Source organism: Streptomyces olivochromogenes (assembly GCF_001514115.1).
Taxonomy (GTDB): Bacteria; Actinomycetota; Actinomycetes; order Streptomycetales; family Streptomycetaceae; genus Streptomyces; species Streptomyces olivochromogenes.
In genome coordinates this window covers 1-19,630 of record NZ_KQ948459.1, presented here as the reverse complement: position 1 = coordinate 19,630, position 19,630 = coordinate 1, and the positions used below count along the sequence as shown (strand labels likewise).

Annotated in this window: 14 protein-coding genes and 1 pseudogene; 11 read left to right on the top strand and 4 right to left on the bottom strand. The window is 70.2% G+C overall.

The features are described 5' to 3' along the window. The first annotated feature begins 19 nt into the window (after positions 1-19). A complete protein-coding gene (locus tag AQJ27_RS24100; protein ID WP_067372562.1) occupies positions 20-1,363 on the top strand; it encodes an esterase-like activity of phytase family protein in 1,344 nt (447 codons plus the stop codon). 101 nt (positions 1,364-1,464) lie between these two features. Here the strand turns inward: AQJ27_RS24100 and AQJ27_RS58770 are convergent, their stop codons facing one another. After that, the gene (locus AQJ27_RS58770) at positions 1,465-1,695 is read right to left on the bottom strand and encodes a hypothetical protein (RefSeq protein WP_235613572.1); all 231 of its coding nucleotides are present in this window, start codon (positions 1,693-1,695) and stop codon (positions 1,465-1,467) included. A 429-nt stretch (positions 1,696-2,124) separates the two neighbouring features. Beyond that, the gene (gene xylA / locus AQJ27_RS24090) at positions 2,125-3,291 is read right to left on the bottom strand and encodes a xylose isomerase (RefSeq protein ID WP_054228923.1); all 1,167 of its coding nucleotides are present in this window, start codon (positions 3,289-3,291) and stop codon (positions 2,125-2,127) included. A 163-nt stretch (positions 3,292-3,454) separates the two neighbouring features. On the opposite strand from xylA, the gene xylB reads away from it, so the two are divergent. From xylB to AQJ27_RS52445, 8 genes and pseudogenes are all read left to right on the top strand, one after another. Further along, positions 3,455-4,900, top strand: a complete 1,446-nt coding sequence (xylB, locus tag AQJ27_RS24085) for a xylulokinase (RefSeq protein ID WP_067372559.1) — start codon at positions 3,455-3,457, stop codon at positions 4,898-4,900. 70 nt (positions 4,901-4,970) lie between these two features. Further along, entirely contained in the window at positions 4,971-6,179 is a 1,209-nt protein-coding gene (locus AQJ27_RS24080; RefSeq protein ID WP_067372556.1) for an ROK family transcriptional regulator, read from the top strand. A gap of 223 nt (positions 6,180-6,402) precedes the next feature. Further along, a complete protein-coding gene (locus tag AQJ27_RS24075; RefSeq protein WP_067372553.1) occupies positions 6,403-7,905 on the top strand; it encodes an APC family permease in 1,503 nt (500 codons plus the stop codon). Beyond that, a complete protein-coding gene (locus AQJ27_RS24070; protein WP_067372550.1) occupies positions 7,902-8,915 on the top strand; it encodes an acetamidase/formamidase family protein in 1,014 nt (337 codons plus the stop codon). Before AQJ27_RS24075 ends, AQJ27_RS24070 begins: the two co-directional genes overlap by 4 nt. 44 nt (positions 8,916-8,959) lie before the next feature. Further along, on the top strand, positions 8,960-9,562 hold the full coding sequence (locus tag AQJ27_RS24065; RefSeq protein WP_067372548.1) for an N-acetylmuramoyl-L-alanine amidase: 603 nt from the start codon (positions 8,960-8,962) through the stop codon (positions 9,560-9,562). 134 nt (positions 9,563-9,696) lie between these two features. Beyond that, on the top strand, positions 9,697-11,007 hold the full coding sequence (locus tag AQJ27_RS24060; RefSeq protein WP_201264335.1) for a helix-turn-helix domain-containing protein: 1,311 nt from the start codon (positions 9,697-9,699) through the stop codon (positions 11,005-11,007). A 98-nt stretch (positions 11,008-11,105) separates the two neighbouring features. Further along, entirely contained in the window at positions 11,106-12,629 is a 1,524-nt protein-coding gene (gene exaC, locus AQJ27_RS24055; protein WP_054228929.1) for an acetaldehyde dehydrogenase ExaC, read from the top strand. A gap of 1,090 nt (positions 12,630-13,719) precedes the next feature. Then, a pseudogene (locus AQJ27_RS52445) lies at positions 13,720-13,992 on the top strand (EamA family transporter); the annotation flags it as partial. Between the two features lie 97 nt (positions 13,993-14,089). On the opposite strand, the gene AQJ27_RS24040 reads toward AQJ27_RS52445, so the two are convergent. Together AQJ27_RS24040 and AQJ27_RS24035 are read right to left on the bottom strand one after the other, a co-directional pair. Continuing rightward, complete coding sequence (locus AQJ27_RS24040) at positions 14,090-15,499, bottom strand: MFS transporter (protein WP_235613573.1); 1,410 nt, start codon at positions 15,497-15,499, stop codon at positions 14,090-14,092. A 9-nt stretch (positions 15,500-15,508) separates the two neighbouring features. Continuing rightward, on the bottom strand, positions 15,509-16,915 hold the full coding sequence (locus AQJ27_RS24035) for a glutathionylspermidine synthase family protein (protein ID WP_067372539.1): 1,407 nt from the start codon (positions 16,913-16,915) through the stop codon (positions 15,509-15,511). Between the two features lie 506 nt (positions 16,916-17,421). Between AQJ27_RS24035 and AQJ27_RS57940 the strand changes: the two genes are divergently transcribed. Together AQJ27_RS57940 and AQJ27_RS24025 are read left to right on the top strand one after the other, a co-directional pair. Continuing rightward, positions 17,422-18,324 carry a helix-turn-helix domain-containing protein gene (locus AQJ27_RS57940; RefSeq protein WP_067372536.1) on the top strand — a complete coding sequence of 301 codons (903 nt, stop codon included), beginning with the start codon at positions 17,422-17,424 and terminating at the stop codon, positions 18,322-18,324. Further along, positions 18,321-19,469: a GNAT family N-acetyltransferase gene (locus tag AQJ27_RS24025; RefSeq protein WP_067372532.1), complete on the top strand. Its 1,149-nt coding sequence runs from the start codon at positions 18,321-18,323 to the stop codon at positions 19,467-19,469. Before AQJ27_RS57940 ends, AQJ27_RS24025 begins: the two co-directional genes overlap by 4 nt. Positions 19,470-19,630 lie beyond the last annotated feature (161 nt).

The window sequence follows — 19,630 nt, the reverse complement described above, 5'->3', positions numbered from 1 at the left end:
TTGTGCCTCAGGAGGCCTGATGTCCCCGCATGCCGTCGGCCGGCGCCGCGTCCACCGAACCGTCGCCGCGGGTGTACCGCTCGCGATGCTGGCCGCCCTCGTGGCGGTCGGCACCGCGAACGCTCAGAGCTACCCGTCGCAGCCGAAGGTCACGCGCACCGCGACCCTCGGCGACATCCCCCTGGGCACGTTCAGCAACGCGCTGCTGCCCGGCACAGTGGGCGACGACCGGGGCGTGGACCTCGGTGGGATCGGCAGCGACATCTACCCGGCCGGGCGCCGGGGCGAGTTCTGGACGGTCACCGACCGCGGCCCCAATGGGCAGATCAAGGTCGACGGCAAGAAGCGACGCACGTTCCCGGTGCCCGGCTTCGACCCGGCGATCGTGAAGATCAGGGTGTCCGGTGACACCGTGAAGGTGCTGGACGCGCTCCCGATCACCACGTCCTCCGGGAAGCCCGTCACCGGGCTGTCCAACCAGGCCGGGCGCGACGAGGCGCCGTACTCCTATGACGCGCAGACCCCCCTCGCGTACAACCCGAACGGCGTGGACACCGAAGGCATCGTCCGTTCCGCGGACGGCAGTTTCTGGCTCATCGACGAGTACGGTCCCTCGTTGATCCATGTCTCCGCGCGCGGGAAGGTCCTTACGCGTTATGTGCCCAAGGGACTGAACCTGACCGGCACCGACTACCCGGTGGTCGAGGCGCTGCCGGCCATCCTGCTGCACCGGAAGATCAATCGCGGCTTCGAAGGGCTCGCCCAGCTTCCCGGCGGCGACCTGGTGATGGCCGTGCAGAGCCCGCTCTCCCTGCCGGACGGCGACGCGGGGGACGCCTCGCGCACGACGCGGCTGCTGCGCTTCTCTCCGAAGCAGCGGGCCGTCACCGCCGAGTACGCCTACCGCTTCGACCCGGTGAACGTGGTCGACCCCAGCGAGGACGACACGTCGGAGCTGAAGATCTCCTCCGTGGTGGCCGTCGGCCGCGATCGGCTGCTGGTGGAGGAACGCACGGACAAGGCGGCGCGGTTGCAGGTGGTGGAGCTCACGCGTAGCGCGAACATCCTTAATGGCTCCTGGGACAGCGACACGACGTCCCCCTCTCTGGAACAGCTCGACGATCCGGCCGCCTCCGGCGTCCCGGTGCTCGCCAAGCGTCTGGTCGTGGACCTGGGAACGGTCGCGGGGGTACCCGGAAAAATCGAGGGCATCGCGCGCGTGGACCACGACACACTCGCGCTGATCAACGACAACGACTTCGGGATGACCGACGGGGCGGGCGCGTTCGACGCGCAGGGTCGCCTGGTGGACAGCGGTATCGAGACGACGGTCACGTACGTACGGCTGCCGCACGGGATCTGACCTCAGGATCCTTTTCTTCGGGCACGCGTGCGTGAGTCGCGAAACGGCGTCCACGCGCGCGTGCCCATCACCTCAGCGGCTTACGGCAGCGCGCCGTTCCCCTAGGTCGGCAGGAGCGACTGCAGGTCGCTCGGCAGGATGCTGCGCAGATCGCTCGGCAGCTCCGAGGGCAAGGACGAAGGCAGGGACGAAGGCAGCTCGCTGGGCAGCTCAGACGGAATGCTCAGCGACGGGGACGACGATCCCTGAGTGCCGCCACTCTCGGTCGACCCCTTCTTGTCGGGCGTGTCGCTGCCGCCGCGGGCCATCAGCACCACGACGACGACAGCCACGACGACCACGAGCGCGGCGAGCGCGAGGAACAGCGGGGTGCGGCGCCGCCCTCCACCATGGCCCCCCGGACCGCCGGAAAAACCAGAAGGCGGCTCCGGACCATCGCCCCCCGGAGGAGGACCGTAGCCCTCGTAAGGAGGACCTTGACCTCCCGAAGGAGGCCCGTAACCTCCGGGCGGCGGGCCGAAGCCACCGTTTCCCGGAGGGGGCGTGTTTCCCGGCGGCCGGGGAGGCTGGGGCGGCAAGGGCGGGGTGGCCATACCGTCAAGACTCGCCTCGAAACCGGTCATGAGGCGACCCCTGTGCTGAAGTTGATACGGACTCATGCCATGGATCGCATGATTCCGGAGCATTCCCCGCCGGGTCCGCGCAGCGAAATGTGAGGTCCGGCCCGCCAGAAGACGGGCCAGACCCTCACCGGGGCACGATCAGCCCCGCGCGCCCAGCAGATGGTCCATGGCGAGCTGGTCCAGCCGCTCGAAGGCCATCCCGCGCGCCGCGGCCGCCTCCACGTCGAACTCCTCGAAGGCCGCGCGGTCCGCGAGCAGCCCCGTCAGGCCGTCCGCCGCGGTGGGCTGCGCCAGTTCGTCGAGGCGCGACGCGCGCAGCGCTTCCTGGACCTCGGGGTCGGCACGGAAGGCGGCCGTACGCTCCCGCAGGATCAGGTAGTTACGCATGCAGCCCGCGGCCGACGCCCACACCCCGTCGAAGTCCTCGGTCCGCGGGGGCTTGAAGTCGAAGTGCTTCGGCCCCGCGTACCCGGCGCTCTCCAGGAGGTCGACCAGCCAGAACGCGGAGCGCAGGTCACCGGCGCCGAAGCGCAGGTCCTGGTCGTACTTGATGCCGGACTGGCCGTTGAGGTCGATGTGGAAGAGCTTGCCCGCCCACAGGGCCTGCGCGATGCCGTGCGGGAAGTTCAGCCCGGCCATCTGCTCGTGACCCACCTCGGGGTTGACGCCGTACATCTCCGGGCGCTCCAGACGCTCGATGAAGGCGAGCGCGTGGCCGACCGTGGGAAGCAGGATGTCGCCGCGCGGCTCGTTCGGCTTCGGCTCGATCGCGAACTTAAGGTCGTAACCCTGGGAGATCACGTACTCGCCGAGGAGGTCGAAGGCCTCCTTCATGCGGTCGAGGGCGACGCGCACGTCCTTGGCCGCGCCGGACTCGGCACCCTCGCGGCCGCCCCAGGCCACGTACGTCTGCGCGCCGAGTTCGACCGCGAGGTCGATGTTGCGGATCGTCTTGCGCAGCGCGTAGCGACGTACGTCCCTGTCGTTCGCGGTGAACGCGCCGTCCTTGAAGACGGGGTGCGTGAACAGGTTGGTGGTGGCCATCGGCACTCGCATGCCGGTCGCGTCCAGGGCCTGGCGGAAGCGCTTGATGTGCGACTCGCGCTCGCTGTCCGAGGACCCGAAGGGAATCAGGTCGTCGTCGTGGAAGGTCACACCGTGGGCTCCGAGCTCGGCCAGGCGCTGCACGGACTCGACCGGGTCCAGGGCGCGCCGGGTGGCGTCGCCGAACGGGTCCCTTCCCTGCCAGCCGACGGTCCACAGGCCGAAGGTGAACCTGTCCTCGGGGGTGGGCTGGTAGTTCATGCCGCGGCTCCTTGCTAGCTCCGACTATTTCGTCATGGCGCTTAACAAATTAGTATGCGGAGGCAACTCTGGGAAGAGACGAAGTGCGAAACCTGGGCCACACAGGTCTAGAAAGCCCACCACCAGGACAGATCCCGCGGAGCCGCGGAAGAGGGAGAGCCCGATGTCAGCAGCCGAGGGTCCGCTCGTCGTCGGGGTGGACACATCCACCCAGTCCACCAAGGCCCTGGTCGTCGACGCATCGACCGGACAGGTGGTGGCGCGCGGGCAGGCGCCGCACAACGTCACCACCGGAGCGGGCCGCGAGAGCGACCCGCGGCAGTGGTGGGACGCGCTCCGCGAGGCGCTGCACCAGTGCGGCGAGGCGGCCCACGAGGCCGCCGCGGTGTCGATCGGCGGCCAGCAGCACGGGCTCGTCACCCTCGACGCCCAGGGCGATCCCGTACGCCCGGCCCTGCTGTGGAACGACGTGCGCTCGGCGCCGCAGGCCCGGCGCCTGGTCGAGGAGCTGGGCGGCCCGAAGGCCTGGGCCGAGCGCACCGGCAGCGTGCCCGGCCCCTCCTTCACGGTGACGAAGTGGGCCTGGCTGGCCGAGCACGAACCCGACGCCGTCCGCGCGACCGCGGCCGTACGGCTGCCTCACGACTACCTCACCGAACGCCTCACGGGAGAGGGCACGACCGACCGCGGCGACGCCTCCGGTACCGGCTGGTGGGCATCCGGTACGGAGAGGTACGACGAAGAAGTCCTCGCGTACGTCGGGCTCGACCCGGCGCTGCTCCCCCGCATCGCCCGGCCCGGCGAGGTGGCCGGAACCGTGCACGCCCGCGATGAGCTGCCCTTCTCCAAGGGCACGCTGGTCGCCGCCGGCACCGGCGACAACGCCGCCGCCGCGCTCGGCCTCGGACTGCGCCCCGGCACCGCCGTACTGAGCCTCGGCACCTCCGGCACGGTGTACGCCGTCTCGACACGGCGCCCCGCCGACCCGACCGGCACCGTCGCGGGCTTCGCCGACGCACGAGGCGACTGGCTTCCGCTGGCCTGCACCCTAAACTGCACGCTCGCCGTCGATCGCGTCGCCGCCCTGCTGGGCCTCGACCGCGAGGCCGTCGAACCGGGCGCAGGCGTGACGCTGCTCCCCTACCTGGACGGCGAGCGCACCCCGAACCTGCCCCATGCCTCGGGGCTGCTGCACGGCCTCAGGCACGACACGACGGGCGGGCAGCTGCTGCAGGCGGCGTACGACGGCGCGGTCCACTCGCTCCTCGGCGCCCTCGACCTGGTGCTCGACCCGGACGCGGACCGCTCCGCGCCGTTGCTGCTCATCGGCGGGGGCGCCCGGGGGACGGCCTGGCAGCAGACCGTACGCCGGCTGTCGGGACGTCCGGTTCAGGTGCCCGAGGCCAAGGAACTGGTCGCGCTTGGCGCCGCCGCGCAGGCCGCGGGCCTGCTGACCGGCGAGGACCCGGCAGCGGTGGCCCGCCGCTGGGGAACGGCCCGCGGGCCGGTGCTCGACGCCGTGGACCGGGACGAGGAGACGCTCGCCAGGATCGCCGGGGTACTCTCCGACGCGGCCCCGCTCCTGGAACGGGAACCGAACAAGGACTGAGCGAGCGCTGAGCGAGCACGGGCGAGGACAACCCCCCAGGGGGACCGGCCGGACGAGGACTGACGGAGGCATGACCGCACCACTGCACGAGGCCCACCCGACCGGTTCCGGCCGTCGACTGCCCGACACCCAGCAGGGCATGCGTCGCCGCAACCTCTCCCGTGTCATGCACACCGTGAGCGCGGAGGGGCCGCTGTCGCGTGCCGCCGTCGCCTCGCGCATCGGTCTGACACGGGCGGCGGTCTCGACGCTGGTGGACGAGCTGATCCGCTCGGGACTCCTCGAAGAGCTGGGCCCCGAGCGGCCCGGACGGGTGGGGCGACCGGGCTCGGCACTCGCCGTCAGCGGGCACGGCCCCGCCGGGATAGGCGCGGAGGTGGGCGTCGACCATCTGGCGGTGTGCGCCGTCGATCTGCGCGGTGACGTACGGGCACGGGCGGTGCGGCACGGCACGAACCGCGGCCGGCCGCCCGAGCCGGTGCTCCAGGAGCTGACCGCGCTGGTGCGGCAGGTCGTCGCTGAGGCCGAACGGGAGGGGCTGTGGCCCGCGGGTCTCGCGGTCGCGGTGCCCGGCCTGGTGGCCCGCGACGACCGGACCGTGGTTCGTGCCCCCAACCTCGACTGGCGTGACACGGATCTCGGAGCGCTACTGCCCGGGGACCTCTCGCTGACCGTGGACAACGAGGCCAACTTCGGCGGTCTGGCGGAACTCTGGCTCGGCGATGCCACACCACGTGACTTCCTGCATGTGTCCGCGGAGATCGGCATCGGCGCGGCCGTGGTCGTGGACGGACGGTTGCTGCGCGGAACCCGCGGTTTCGCGGGCGAGCTTGGGCATGTGCCGGTGTGGCCGGACGGTCCTCCTTGCCCGTGCGGCGGACGGGGCTGCCTCGAGCAGTACGCGGGTGAGGAGGCCGTGCTGCGCGCGGCCGGTCTGGAGCCGCGTGAGGACCGTGTCGGGCTGCTGGCCGAGCGTGCCGCCCAGGGCGATGCGGAGGTACGGCGTGCCCTGCGCGACGCCGGGACCGCGCTCGGTATCGCGCTCACGGGCGCGGTCAACCTCCTCGATCCGGAGACGGTCGTGCTGGGTGGAGCGCTGTCCGGTCTGGCACCGTGGCTGCTGCCGTCGCTGGAGGGCGAGTTGGCGCGGCGCACGGCGGGTCCCGCCTGCGCCGTGTCAGTGTCACCGCTGGGGCCCGAGGGACCACTGCTGGGGGCCGCCCACTCGGTGGTGCGGGCAGTGCTCGACGATCCGGCGGGGTTCGCGGAGCGGGCGTAGCGCGGCCATGGCGGCCATGTCGGTCATCGCGGTCGACGGCGCGGTACTCAGGGTCCCTTTCCCCCTGACGGGTGACCGAGTTGTCCACAGTCCCGGAGTTGTCCACCGACGAACGCCGTGCCCTCCCGCCCAACCGGCAAGCGCCGTACCGTAATTCACGCGAGGCGCAGCCGTCGGGCCGATGGCTGGTTGTCCGGGCGAATCGGGGGATCGGGGGGTTCAGATGTCGGGGGAGACGGTTCCGGGACTGCGGCGCGAGGCTGTCGGGCTGCGGGAGGTCCTGTTCCAGAGCATCACGGCCATGGCGCCGGCCGCGGCGGTCGCCGCGTCCATTCCGTCGGGCGCGGCCTTCGCGGGCGGCAGTCTGCCCCTTTCCGTGCTGATAGCCCTCGTCGCCTGCCTCTTCACCGCGTCCTGTGTGGCGGAGCTGGCACGACAGTTGCCCACCGCGGGCTCGGTGGCCACGTACGCGGCCCAGGGGCTGCACCCGGCCGTAGGGTTTCTCGTCGGCTGGGGCTATGTGTTCGTCGAGGCGCTGGTGCCCCCGCTGCTGCTCCTGCAACTCGGGTTCACCACGGCGGGCACACTGCACCAGGAGTGGTCTTCCTACCCGGACGACCTGTGGTGGCCGTGGTCGCTCGCGGGCGCGGCGATCATCGCGGTCGCCGGATACTTCGGAGTGCGCGCCTCGGCCCGCTTCGGCACCGTCCTCGGCGTCTTCGAGGTGCTGGTCTTCCTCGTCTTCGCGATATGGCTGATCGTCAAGGCCGGGGGGGACAACACACTGTCGGTGTTCGGGACCTCTCACACGGCCGAGGGACACGAAGGCGTCAGTGGTGTGTTCGCGGGATCGGTCTACACGGTACTGGCCTTCGCCGGATTCGAGGCGGCGGCACCGCTCGCCGAGGAGACGAAGGATCCCCGCCGGACCATGCACCGCGCGGTCCTCGGCGCGGCGCTGGGGATCGGTCTCTTCTACGTCCTCACCACGTACGCCATGTCGGTGTACTTCGGCCCCGACCGCCTAGGGGGCTTCGGAGCCTCCGGCGCGGCGTCCTGGGAAGGCGTGGCACGCGCTTCCTTCGGACTGTTCTGGGTGCTGGTGTTCCTGGCGGTGATCAACTCCACGATCGCCAACGCCAACGCCTGCGCGACGGTCTCCACCCGCACGGCCTTCGCCCTGGCCCGGATCAAGGTGTTCCCGCGACTCTTCGCGCACGTGCATCCGAGGCACCGCTCCCCCGTCGCCGGCATCGCCGCGCAGTGCGGCGTGGCGGTCGCGGCTGTGCTGGGCCTCGGTCTGTACTACGACCCTGTCACGGCGTTCCTGCTGCTCGCGACGGTGATCGTCACGGTCGTCGTCGGCGTGTACATCGTGGTGAACCTCGCCTGTGCGGGCTATTTCCTGCGCCGCAGACGAGAGTTGCTCAAACCGGTGCGGCATCTGCTCTTCCCTCTGCTGGGCATCGTCGCCTTCGTGCCCGCGCTGCTGACGGCCGCCGGCCTGCCCGTCTTCGACTTCGTCTCCGAACTCACCGCGCCCGTTTCGTATGCGGGACCGGTTGTCGGAGTCTGGATGGCGGCCGGGGTCGTGGTATTGATCGTCCTGTCGCGCCGCCATCCCGGGCGCATAGCCGAGACCGCCCGTGTCCACCTCGACGAGACGTCGTCCCCCGAGTCCCCCGAGTCCCCCGACCTTCGGCAGAGCGGAGCCGTGCAGCCATGAGTGACCCCCGCATCCTGACCGTGCGCCCCGAACCGGGCGAGTACGCTTGGACGTTCGGTGGTGCGCCGCCCGTGGCACGCATCGCGCCGGGCACCGTCCTCGATCTGTACACGGAGGACTGCTTCGCCGGGCGGGTGCGCTCGGAGAAGGACCTGGTGTCCGAGGTGTGCGAGTTCCCGTTCCTCAATCCGCAGACCGGCCCCTTCCATGTGGAGGGCGCGGAGCCGGGCGACACCGTGGCGGTGCACTTCGTGTCGATCGAGCCCGCTCGCGACTGGGCGGCCTCGACGACGGTCCCGCTGTTCGGCGCGCTCACCTCCACGCACACCACGGCCACGCTGCAGCCTCCTCTGCCGGAGACCGTGTGGATCTGGCAGCTCGACCGGGAGCGGCGCACCGCCCTGTTCAGCGCCCGGGACAGCGACATCCGGCTCGAGTTGCCCATGGACCCGATGCACGGCACCGTCGGAGTGGCGCCCGCGAACCTCGAGGTGCGCTCCGCGCTGGTGCCCGACGCGCACGGCGGGAACATGGACACTCCGGAGATGCGGGCCGGCGTCACCTGCTTCCTCGGGGTGAACGTCGAGGGCGCCCTGCTGAGCCTCGGTGACGGGCATGCCCGGCAGGGCGAGGGCGAGACATGTGGTGTGGCCGTCGAGTGCGCGATGAACACGGTGGTGATCGTCGAGTTGCTCAAGGGAGTCGCCACCCCTTGGCCGCGCATCGAGTCCGACTCACACATCATCTCGACCGGCTCGGCACGCCCGCTGGAGGACGCGTTCCGCATATCGCAGCTCGACCTGGTGCAGTGGTTGGTGCGCGACTACGGATTCAGCGAGCTGGACGCCTACCAGTTCGCGACCCAGGCGGTCGAATCGCCGCTCGCCAACGTCTGCGACACCAACTACACGTGCGTCGCCAAGATCCGCAAGGAGTGGCTGCCCGCGCGTGAGACACACCGCGGCCTGCATGCGCGGCTGCGTGACACCGCCGCGACCCTGCGACGCTGAGCGCGGCCGACCTCGTCCCCTCATCACCGAAAGGCAACTCCTTCATGGAACGGGCCAGATCGTTCCCGAGCCGGCGACGCCTGCTCAAGGGCGGCGCCGCCCTCGCCGCCCTCCCCTACGCGTTACTTCCCGGCGCACAGGCGACGGCGGAGACGGCGGCCGTCGACTATCCGCTCGCCGAATGGGCACCGGCGAGCACCTCCAACTACACGGCATCCACTCGGCCGACGGCCTATCCGCTCGACTACGTGGTCATTCACGTCACGCAGGAGACCTTTCCCACGACCGTGGCCATCTTCCAGAATCCCCAGAAGAAGGTGTCCGCGCACTACCTCGTACGATCAGCCGACGGGCATGTCGCCCAGTGCGTCAGGGAGCGCGACATCGCCTGGCACGCGGGGAACTGGGACTACAACACCCGCAGCATCGGTATCGAACACGAGGGCTGGGTGGACCGGCCCGCCTATTTCACCAACGCGCTCTACGAAGAATCGGCCAAGCTGACCGCCGCGATCTGCGCGAAGCACGGCATCCCCAAAGACCGGGCTCACATCATCGGCCACTACGAGGTACCGGGCACCGACCACACGGATCCGGGGCCGAACTGGGACTGGACGCGGTACATAAAGCTCGTCAACTTCGCCTGACGGAGTGCCCGCCGCCGCTCCCCGACGACCCACGCCCATATGAGCGCCGCGTGAGGAGCTCCGTCACGGTGCTTGTCCGCGCCCGCACCGGGAGTGACGATGGTCTCAGCCGCATCGCCTACCGGGAGGCCGAGTTGTCCGAACCGTGGGTGGCCCTCGAACCAGGAGCCGATCCCGTCGAGCGGGTGCGGATACTGCGCCGCGCGCACGAGGCGTTCACCGAGGCGGGCACGGTGCCCCGACCGGTGCGCTCCGTGGTGGCCGATTCATGGCGGCGATCGGCACGGGCCGGTGTCGCACCGGACGGCACGGCACGGGTGGAGCTCACGGACGGCGACCTGGGCTCCTACCGGGCGGAGCATCCGCTGGCCCGGGTGATGCCGCTCTTCCGGGAGCTCATGGGGACGTTCGCGGCGGACGGCGAGCACCTTCTCGCGGTGTGCGACGCGCAGGGTCGGCTGTTGTGGGTCGAGGGGCATCCGGCGACGCGGCGGCAGGCGGGGCGGATGAACTTCGTACCGGGCGCGCGGTGGTCGGAGACCTCGGTCGGCACCAACGCGCCGGGAACGGCGGTCGCCGTGGACCGACCGGTGCAGGTGTTCGCGGCCGAGCACTTCATCCGCCGGGTCCAGCCCTGGACGTGCGCCGCGGCACCGGTGCACGATCCGCGCACGGGGCGGGTGCTCGGCGCGGTGGACATCACGGGCGGGGACGGGCTGGCGCATCCGCACAGTCTCGGTTTCGTGCAGGCGGTGGCGCGGGCCGCCGAGTCCCAGTTGGCACTGCTCGCACCGGCGGAAGCAGCGGCCGACACGGTCGAGCTGACCGCGCTCGGCCGCGACGAGGCCCAACTTGTCGCGGGCGGCCGGAAGGTCAGGCTCAGCCGCAGGCACAGCGAGATCCTGGTGCTGCTGGCAAGGCACCCGGAGGGGCTGTCGGGCGACGAGTTGCTGTGCGCGCTGTACGAGGACGAGTCGGTGACGCCGGTGACCCTGCGCGCCGAGTTGACCCGACTGCGCCGGCTGCTCGGCCCCGGCCTGCTGGGCTCGCGGCCCTACCGGCTCACGGCGCCGGTCGAGTCCGACGTGGCGGTCGTCGAACGGCGGCTCGGTACGGGTGCGGTCACGGCGGCCGCGGCGGCGTACGGCGGTCCTCTGCTGCCGGGTTCGGGGGCCCCGGCCGTGGTGCGGTTGCGGCGCCGCCTCGCCGACGGGCTGCGTACGGCGCTCATCGCCCGTCGCGACCCCGACCTGTTGGCGGACTGGGCGCGTGCCCCGTGGGGCGAGGACGACCTCGACGTATGGCGCGCGCTGGCCGCCGTACGCCCGACGGCGACGGTGCGGGCCCGCTTGGAGGAGCTGGAACGCGAACAGGCCGCGCCACCGGGCCGACCGTACCCCGCAGCACTCGCGGCGCGGCGTCGGTCGGTGGCCGGGCAGGGCTGACCTGCCGCGTCCGCAACGTCGTTGCAACGTCCGCGCTCCTAGCCTCGCGGCGAGAGCTGTCCAACGGCGGGCAGCGCTTCTCCGGGAGGCAGACCAGCATGACCCGTTACGCGGCGCCCGGCACCGAGGGCGCGATCGTCTCCTACCAGGCGCGTTACGACCACTTCATCGGCGGCGAGTACGTGCCTCCGGCTCGTGGGCAGTACTTCGAGAACCCGAGTCCGGTGAACGGACAGCCGTTCACGGAGGTCGCGCGGGGCACCGCCGAGGACGTGGAGCGCGCGCTGGACGCGGCGCACGCGGCCGCGCCCGGCTGGGGCCGCACCTCCGTCACCGCGCGAGGCGACATCCTGCTGAAGATCGCCGACCGGATGGAGGCGAACCTGGAGAAGCTGGCGGTCGCCGAGAGCTGGGAGAACGGCAAGCCGGTACGCGAGACCCTGGCCGCCGACATCCCGCTGGCCATCGACCACTTCCGCTACTTCGCGGGGGCGATCCGCGCCCAGGAGGGTTCGCTCGGCGAGGTCGACGACGACACCGTCGCGTACCACTTCCACGAGCCGCTCGGGGTCGTCGCGCAGATCATTCCGTGGAACTTCCCGATCCTGATGGCGGTCTGGAAGCTTGCCCCGGCGCTGGCGGCGGGCAACGCGGTCGTCATCAAGCCCGCCGAGCAGACCCCGGCGTCCATTCACTACTGGATGAGCCTGATCGCGGACCTGCTGCCGCCGGGCGTCGTCAACATCGTCAACGGCTTCGGCGTGGAGGCGGGCAAGCCGCTCGCGTCCAGCCCGCGGGTGGCGAAGGTGGCGTTCACGGGTGAGACCACGACCGGGCGGCTGATCATGCAGTACGCCTCGGAGAACATCAAGCCGGTCACGCTGGAGCTCGGCGGCAAGTCCCCGAACATCTTCTTCGACGACGTCTGGGCGCAGAACGACGACTTCCGGGACAAGGCGCTCGAGGGCTTCACGATGTTCGCCCTCAACCAGGGCGAGGTCTGCACCTGCCCGTCACGGGCGCTCGTCCAGCGCGGTCACTACGGCGAGTTCATGGAGGCGGCGGTCGCCCGCACCGAGCTGATCAAGCCGGGCCACCCGCTCGACACCGACACGATGATCGGCGCGCAAGCCTCCAACGACCAGTTGGAGAAGATCCTCTCCTACCTGGACATCGGTCGGCAGGAGGGTGCCAGGATCCTCACCGGAGGCGAACGTGTCGAGCACGACGGTGAGTTGAAGGGCGGCTACTACGTCCAGCCGACGATCTTCGAGGGTGACAACCGGATGCGGATCTTCCAGGAGGAGATCTTCGGCCCGGTCGTCTCGGTCACGTCGTTCGACGACTTCGACGACGCCATCAAGACCGCCAACGACACGCTGTACGGCCTCGGGGCCGGCGTATGGACGCGCGACATCAACACCGCGTACCGCGCGGGCCGTGCGATCCAGGCGGGCCGGGTGTGGACGAACTGCTACCACGCCTACCCCGCGCATGCGGCGTTCGGCGGCTACAAGCAGTCCGGCATCGGACGCGAGACGCACAAGATGATGCTGGAGCACTACCAGCAGACCAAGAATCTTCTGGTGTCGTACTCACCGAAGAAGCTGGGCTTCTTCTAGGCGCACGAAAGAAGGCGCCTGACCCTGACCTGGCCTTTCGCCCGTCAGGCGCCTTTCACTCCGCTTACTCACGGCGAAGTCCGGCTTGCACGCCAACTCCCCGTTCCTAGTGTCGGAAGAGAACCTCGATACTCTGGCCGGCGCTGCGAGCGCAATCGGCCGGGTCCACACCGGAGTAGAGCCAGAACGAGCTCCCGGCGTGCCGGAGGTCGTACGGCCGCTGGCCAGGCCGGAGGCGCGTTCCGTCCGAGTGAGGGCGTGTTCCCGTGCTCGCGCCCGCAGTTGCCGTGCGCCGCTTGAGCGAACGCACCTCGTGCTCCTCCCCGTCGTCGGTCCACTCCCTGCCAGACATGACGCCCCCGCCCGAGAGGTTGAGCATCTCCACCCAGTCCTCGGCAAGGGGCACTGCTCGATACGGAGATGGATGACCTCTGCGGGCCGGATGGGGAACGGCAGACGGATCCACCTCCGCGTTGACTGCCGGTGCATTCCACCTGAGCCCGTTGAGGGGGTTCTCCCGCAAAGCACCCCTTCTCAACAGCGGTGTTGAGAGCCTCGTTGAACGCAGCGCTCGTGCGCGGTGCTGTCTTTGCCGCGGCCGCCTTGCCGTCCGGTTTGCGGCACATGGCATCGAGGGCTCGCCGGAGCACGTCGGCCCGCGTAAGAACGCTGACCGGCAGAGAGATCCGCTTCATCCATTCCAAGGCACGGCGCCACTCGTCGGCAGGCTCGCGATGCCGCGCGTTCTTGTTGAACGCCCACGAGTACAGGGCACGCCTCAGTACCCGCCGTTCGGAACTTGGTGTCGGCGCGCACCAGCTCGGACACTGGGCGGCGGGGCGAGCCGGGCTGGTACGAGAGCGAGGCCGGGCAGGACGCCGCGGTGCACTGGTGTGACGCCTGCGGCCAGCCGTGGCTCGAGGACTCGGCCGGGTGGCTGTTGCCTCTGCCTCCCGGCGAGGAGCCGATCACCTCCAGCGGCTGCCTGGCCGATGGCGGACGCCCCGCCATCCATGTGCGCCACCGGTCTCTCGACAAGGCATGGCCCTTCCTCACTTCCTACGCCGAAGACCGGCCGCTGCTGGGGAGGCCCTGGAGAACTGGCGCCGACGCCGAGGAGTGGACGGGACTGCTGTTCCTGTCCGTGCTGTGCACGCTGTTCGCGTTCTTCGTGCAGATGTGGGCCGTGCGCCGTACGTCCCCGTTCCGGGTCAGCCTGCTGGTCGGCACGGAACCGCTGTGTGCCGCCGCGGCTGGCATCGCGCTCGGCGGCGAACGGCTCGGCGCGCTCGGCCTCGCGGGCGGCGCACTGGTGCCGGCCGGGACGGCATGGAAGCCGCGAGGCCGCAGGGCCGCAGGCTGACGAACGGCGAACACGGGAAACGCCGGCCGCCGCCCGGTGTGCTGCCGGGCGGCGGTCGGCGTCGAGCGCGGTGCGCGCTCAACAGGCGCGGGCAGGCTCAGCCGACGGGGTCGCCGTCGAACTGCTCCACGGGGGCGACGTCCCCGGCCTGTGCGGCCTCGCTCGTGGCCGCGGGCCGCCGGTCGAGCCCGATCACGAGCGGTATGGCCAGCACGCTGATCGCGGTGAGGAACACCCAGGGCAGCGCCGCACCGCCCTCCAACAGCGCTGTGAGCAGCGCCGGGGCGACGGCACCGCCGATCGACCAGGACAGCTGGTAGACGCCCAGATAGCGGCCCCGCAGGTGCTCGGGCGCCATCACCACGCTCAGTTCGCTGGTCGGCGGCGAGCTGAGGATCTCGGCCACGGTGTAGAGCACCATCGCGATCAGCAGCCCGGCGATCGCCGCCCAGCCGGGCAGCACGAGCAGCGTGCCGAAGACGACGAACGCCGCCGCGTTGAACAGCAAGGCCAGCACCAGCACCGTCACCGGGCTGCGGGCCTCGATCCACCGGCTGGCGAGCGTCTGGAGCAGCGCGACCATAACCGCGTTCAGCACGACGATCACGCCGACGATCCAGGCGCCGACTTCGAGGTTGTCCACCGCGTAGACGGCGAGCAGCACCGTGATCACTGTGGAGGCGAAGACGAAGGAGATGTTCGTCGCGACCAGCCGCAGATACCGAGTGTCCTGCAGCACGGTGCGATAGCCGCCCGAGGGTTGTCCGGTGGTTTCGCCCGCTGCCTGCTCCGGCTCGACGGGCTTCGGCTCGGCGGCCTTCGGCTCTGCAGGCTGCGGCTCCGCAGGCTTCCGCTCCGCGGGCCCGGCGCCGGCCACCTCGCTCGTGTCCGCGCCCCGCAAGGTGATCACGAGCCAGCCCGCGACGGCGAAAGTGACCACGTTGATCACCATGACCGCCCGCAGCCCGGCGACGGTTCCGATGCTCAGGGCCACCGCGGACGCGGCGCCCCCGAAACCGACGCCGACATTGCGCACGGCACGGACGAAGCCGAACCAGCGGGCCCGCTCGACGCCCCGGGCAACCAGCATGGTGAGCGGACTGTTGCCCATCCAGAAGGCGGTGGAACCCAGTTGCACCACGAACTGCCACAGCACGATCTGCCAGGCCGCGTGCGAGAAAAGGAAACCGATGAATCCGGCCACCGAAATCCAGTTACCCGCAGCGACCACGGTGCGCGGACCGTATTTGTCCAACAGGCGCCCGATAAAGAGCGGAAAGGGCAGGACGAGCAGCTGGCCGATGGTCAGCGCGGCGCCGACAGCGACCAGTGACAGCGACGTCGTCTTCACGAAGAAGACGACGGTGAACGCCACCACCAGCCCGTTTCCCAGGCTGTCGATCAGATTGGCCGTGACGAATCGGCCTTTTCCCGCGAGGTCCGGCAGACCCCAGGCCGTCTGAATCCGCCGCCACGCCGAAGGCGCGGGGGAATGCTGCGGCATCATGACTTCTCTTTACTTCGCTGCATCGGCAGGCAATTCGCTCGCGGCAGGTACTTCGTCCCCGGCGGGCAGCTCGCTCTGATGGAAGACGGCCGCGCTGCACGCCTTGGCATGCGCCGCGATGGAGATGATGCTGCCCGATCCGGCCGGCACCACCTTGGCATATGCTCCCGCACAACCATTCGGGGTGTAGAACATGCCATAGGCGGCATGCCATTCCTCGGTTTCCCCGGATACCGGGTCCACCACAAGCTCAGTCCGGGGGATCACTCTCTGTTGTACGACACATCCTTCGGCGGCGGAGTTCTCCAGAGCCCGCCGCCACGTGGTGTCGTCCGTCTCCCAGCCCACCACGGCGCCGACTCCGCCGCCGCGCGCGTTGACCTTCAGGATCAACTGCTCGCGCCGCTCCAGGCATTCGTCGACGAGGTCGGTGTCGGTCTTGAGCACGTCAGTGTTGATCAGCCGGGTCCAGGGCAGCACCCGGTCGATGAGCCGGCACTCGTCGTCGCTGAGGTTGCGCCGACGCGCCGGGTCCGAGAGCAGCGCCATACCGGCCTTGTTGGCGAACATGTTGCTGGAAAACGGGGTCCACAGCAGCGTCCCGCCCGCCCGGTACGCACGCAGCAGGGGTGCGACCAGGTCCCAGCCGTCGGGTTCCTCGGCGATCTGGTCCGGGACGAAGGTGCGGTAGACCACGTCGATCTTCGTGTCCCCGAGGTAGAGCGCCCCGCCGCGTTCGTGCACGTCGGAGACCTCGGCCACCAGGATGTCGAGGCCCGCCGAGCGCAGTGCGGACTGGAAGTTGAGCGCGAGCGCGCCGTAGTCCTTCAGACCTCCACGCCATTCCAACATGGCCACCACCGGCTCGCGCCCGGGTGCCACCGGGGCGCCGAAGCGGCGCAGCGCCTCCACCACGGCGCGAACGGGATGCACGTAACCGAGCCGGTTCCGGCGCGCGAAGCCGGCGAAGCCGGCGACCTCCATCGTCGCCCGGGAGATTTCACTCGCGAGGGCCCAGCCGCCGGCCTCGCTCCCCAGATTGGTTTCGAGGAGCTTGAATGAGGTGCCGTCGTGGTACATGTCGGCCCGGCCATAGCGGGGTGGCAGTACGTCACCACCGAACTGCCGTATCGCTTCCCAGTGGCCGTCGCTGATACCGAGCACCGACCGGAATGCGTCCAGATCGCCGCCGAACATCCGGTCCGGCAAGGAAAATTGCATTTCGACGAGGTGCTGCAGGTCGTCGGCGAACTCGCGAATCTCACGCTCGGCGACGAAGAGGGGTCTGGCCAAATACTCGCCATGCCAAGGCGTGAGCGTCGGGAAGTCCTTGACGTGCTGGGCGACCGTGGGCAAGTCGCTGCCCGGCGTGCGGAACTCCTCGTTGTACTGGGCTGTTACCCGCTCCGCCGACATGAAGTCTCCGCTCGCGCTCGATGGTGACTGGGCCTTTCGACCCGCAGGGGTCACTGTTTCACCCCAGTCTCCAGCGCGACTCAATTGGGGCTCAATTGCGGCTCAATTGTCGACCAACGGCCCCTGTGGACACTGAACAGCTATGTTAGGACTAGAATGCTCGAACACCCGAAAAAGAATAGTTCTACAGCCATGGGGGATCGTTTATTTTCGGCCATGCCGCAAGAGTGGCGAACACCCACGGAACGCGTCCGGTCGACGGGGGAAGGCGGCACCTGTTGCCTGCTTTGGGTGGAAGGTCCTTCAGGAACCGGAAAGAGCCATCTGCTGTCGACCGAGGCGGCCGAGGCGCGGCAAAGGGGATCCGGGTCCCGGCGGCCCGGGTTGTCTCGGTTCCCTCCCTGTTACGGGGCTGGCTGGGGCTCAGTGACCCTGCGGCATCCGTCCTGGTCACCGTCGACGATCTGCACAGGCTGGATGCGCAACTGCCGTCAGCGCTCCCTCAGTTGATCTCAGATTTCTCCCCGGCCGCCGTCGTCTGGGTCCTGCCCCGCAGAACCAGCCGCGGGGGGCCCGAAGTCGAGCGCGTCTTCTCGCTGCTGCCCGAGCCGCCGCTGCCCCACACCCGAGTGGCCCTCGGCCCGCTGCCCGAAGACGCGGAGCGGGAACTCACCGCCGACCTGCTCGGCGCTCCGCCCTCACCCACGCTCGCGGCGCTCGCCGCCGCCGCGGAAGGAAACGCCCGGCTGCTCATCGAGCTGCTGCAGTGCCTGAGCGAGGAGAACGCGTTCACCTTCGCCGGCGGGAGGGCCGAGGTCACCTCCACGGCCCTGCCCGAGCGGGTACACCGGGTGGTCCGGCTGCTGCTGGCCGAAATCCCCTCACGCTGCAGGCTGTTCATCCAGCTCGCCGCACTCAGCGGCAAGGAGTTCGAGCTCGGCGCGGTGGCGGAGGCCTTCGGGCAGCCCGCCGGGATGCTGCTGCCGCTGGTGGAGGAGGCCACCGATGTCGGGGTCAATGCCGGCGTCGGCGACCGGCTGTTCTTCACCCAACCGCTGTTCCGGCAGGCCGTCCTGGAGTCGCTGCCCGAACCGATGAGGGCGGGGGCCCGCGGCGAGTCCGCACGCCCCGGCGAGTCCGTACGCCGACGAGCCCGCCCGCCCCGCCGCGGGCGCCACGGCCGTCCAGCCCTGGCCGTCCAGCCGTGGCCGCCCGGCCTGGGGGAGATCGACCGGGTGATCGCCACCCTGGTCAGCGACGGCCTCACCAACAGCCAGATCGCCACCCGCATCAACCGCTCGCCACTCACGCTCAGTTATCACCTACGCAAGATGTTCGGCACACTCAGCGTCCGATCGCGCAGCGAACTCGCGGGCACGGTCGGGCAGAGACTATGGGAGGCGCCATGACCGCCACGACGGACACTTTCGCCGACGCCATCGGCGGGCTCGGGGACACCGAGTGGGACCGGCTGGCCGACGGCAGGTTCTACTCGTCGGCGCTGTGGCTACGGGTGTGCGCCCTCGACCCCGGGTCGGTCTCCGGCGGACTGCACGTGGAGATCCCCGGCGGCGGCCGGGCCGCGATCCCCGTGGCGGCCGTGACCGACGAGCCCACCCCAGACCTGCGGTGGCACGACCTGCTTACCGCGCGCGGCCTGCCGGCGCCCGAGCCGGGCGGCCTGCTCATCGGCCAGCGCCGCGGCTACCTGGCGCACCTGCTGACCGGCGAGGGAACCGACCGGACCGAGGCCGCCGCCGAGGTGCTCGACGCGGTCCGCGCGCTGCGCTCGCCCCTGCACGAGGAGTCGAAGATCGCCCGCGTGGCGATGTACCTGACCACCGAGGACGTGGGGGCGCTGCGCGCGGCGGGGGTGCGGACCGCCCCCGTCGCGCTGAAGACCGACGCCTGGATCGAGATCCCGCCCGGCGGTTACCACGCCTGGCTGGAGTCGCTGTCGGCGCACCGGGCCCGCCGTATCCGCAGCGAGATACGGAAGTTCGAGAAGGCCGGATACGAGGTGGAGCACCGGACGCTCGCCGAGTCCTGGCAGGACGTCGCCCGGCTGCTGGCCCGTTCGCTATTGCGCTACGGCAGAACGGTCGACGTGGCCCCGATGGCCGAGTCCTTCCGCAAGCAGGGTGAACTCGCCGGTTCGCGCGCCGAAGTGGTGCTGTGCTCGCGCCCCGGCGAACCGCCCGTCGGCTTCTGCCTGTACTACCGTTGCGGCGACACCGTGTACCTGCGGGGGCTCGGCCTCGACCACGACCAACTCGCCTCGGCCGCCGAGTACTTCAACATCACCTACTACATGGCGGCGCGACTCCCGGGAGTGCGCCGGATTCACGCGGGCACCGAGACCGCGGAAGGAAAGGCACTGCGCGGCGCGACGCTCCGGCCGCTGTGGCTGCTGGACCTGTCCGAGGACAGCCCGCTGGCCGGGTACGACGAGGAGATCCGCGAGCACAACCGCGCCCTGCTCGCCCGCCTGCGCGACTCCTCGCCCGCGGTTTCCGACGCCCTGGAGTACGAGCTCTGGGAACCGTACTGCTGAGGCCAACTGCCGCCGCAGTAAGAGCAAGCGCCCTCTTCCAGGCAGGCGTGCGGGCGGTGCGGCACGGAGGTGTGCCCGGCTCCGCCGAGTGACGCCGAGGGGCTGTTCAGCCGTCCGTCGTAGACGGTTGAACACCTTTCTCTTTTCCCCCACCAGGTCTC

Coding starts and splice junctions, on each gene's coding strand:
- AQJ27_RS24100 (WP_067372562.1), top strand. CDS start 20: ATGTCCCCGCATGCCGTCGGCCGGCGCCGCGTCCACCGAACCGTCGCC.
- xylA (WP_054228923.1), bottom strand. CDS start 3,291: ATGAACTACCAGCCCACCCCCGAGGACAGGTTCACCTTCGGCCTGTGG.
- xylB (WP_067372559.1), top strand. CDS start 3,455: ATGTCAGCAGCCGAGGGTCCGCTCGTCGTCGGGGTGGACACATCCACC.
- AQJ27_RS24080 (WP_067372556.1), top strand. CDS start 4,971: ATGACCGCACCACTGCACGAGGCCCACCCGACCGGTTCCGGCCGTCGA.
- AQJ27_RS24075 (WP_067372553.1), top strand. CDS start 6,403: ATGTCGGGGGAGACGGTTCCGGGACTGCGGCGCGAGGCTGTCGGGCTG.
- AQJ27_RS24070 (WP_067372550.1), top strand. CDS start 7,902: ATGAGTGACCCCCGCATCCTGACCGTGCGCCCCGAACCGGGCGAGTAC.
- AQJ27_RS24065 (WP_067372548.1), top strand. CDS start 8,960: ATGGAACGGGCCAGATCGTTCCCGAGCCGGCGACGCCTGCTCAAGGGC.
- exaC (WP_054228929.1), top strand. CDS start 11,106: ATGACCCGTTACGCGGCGCCCGGCACCGAGGGCGCGATCGTCTCCTAC.
- AQJ27_RS24040 (WP_235613573.1), bottom strand. CDS start 15,499: ATGATGCCGCAGCATTCCCCCGCGCCTTCGGCGTGGCGGCGGATTCAG.
- AQJ27_RS24035 (WP_067372539.1), bottom strand. CDS start 16,915: ATGTCGGCGGAGCGGGTAACAGCCCAGTACAACGAGGAGTTCCGCACG.
- AQJ27_RS24025 (WP_067372532.1), top strand. CDS start 18,321: ATGACCGCCACGACGGACACTTTCGCCGACGCCATCGGCGGGCTCGGG.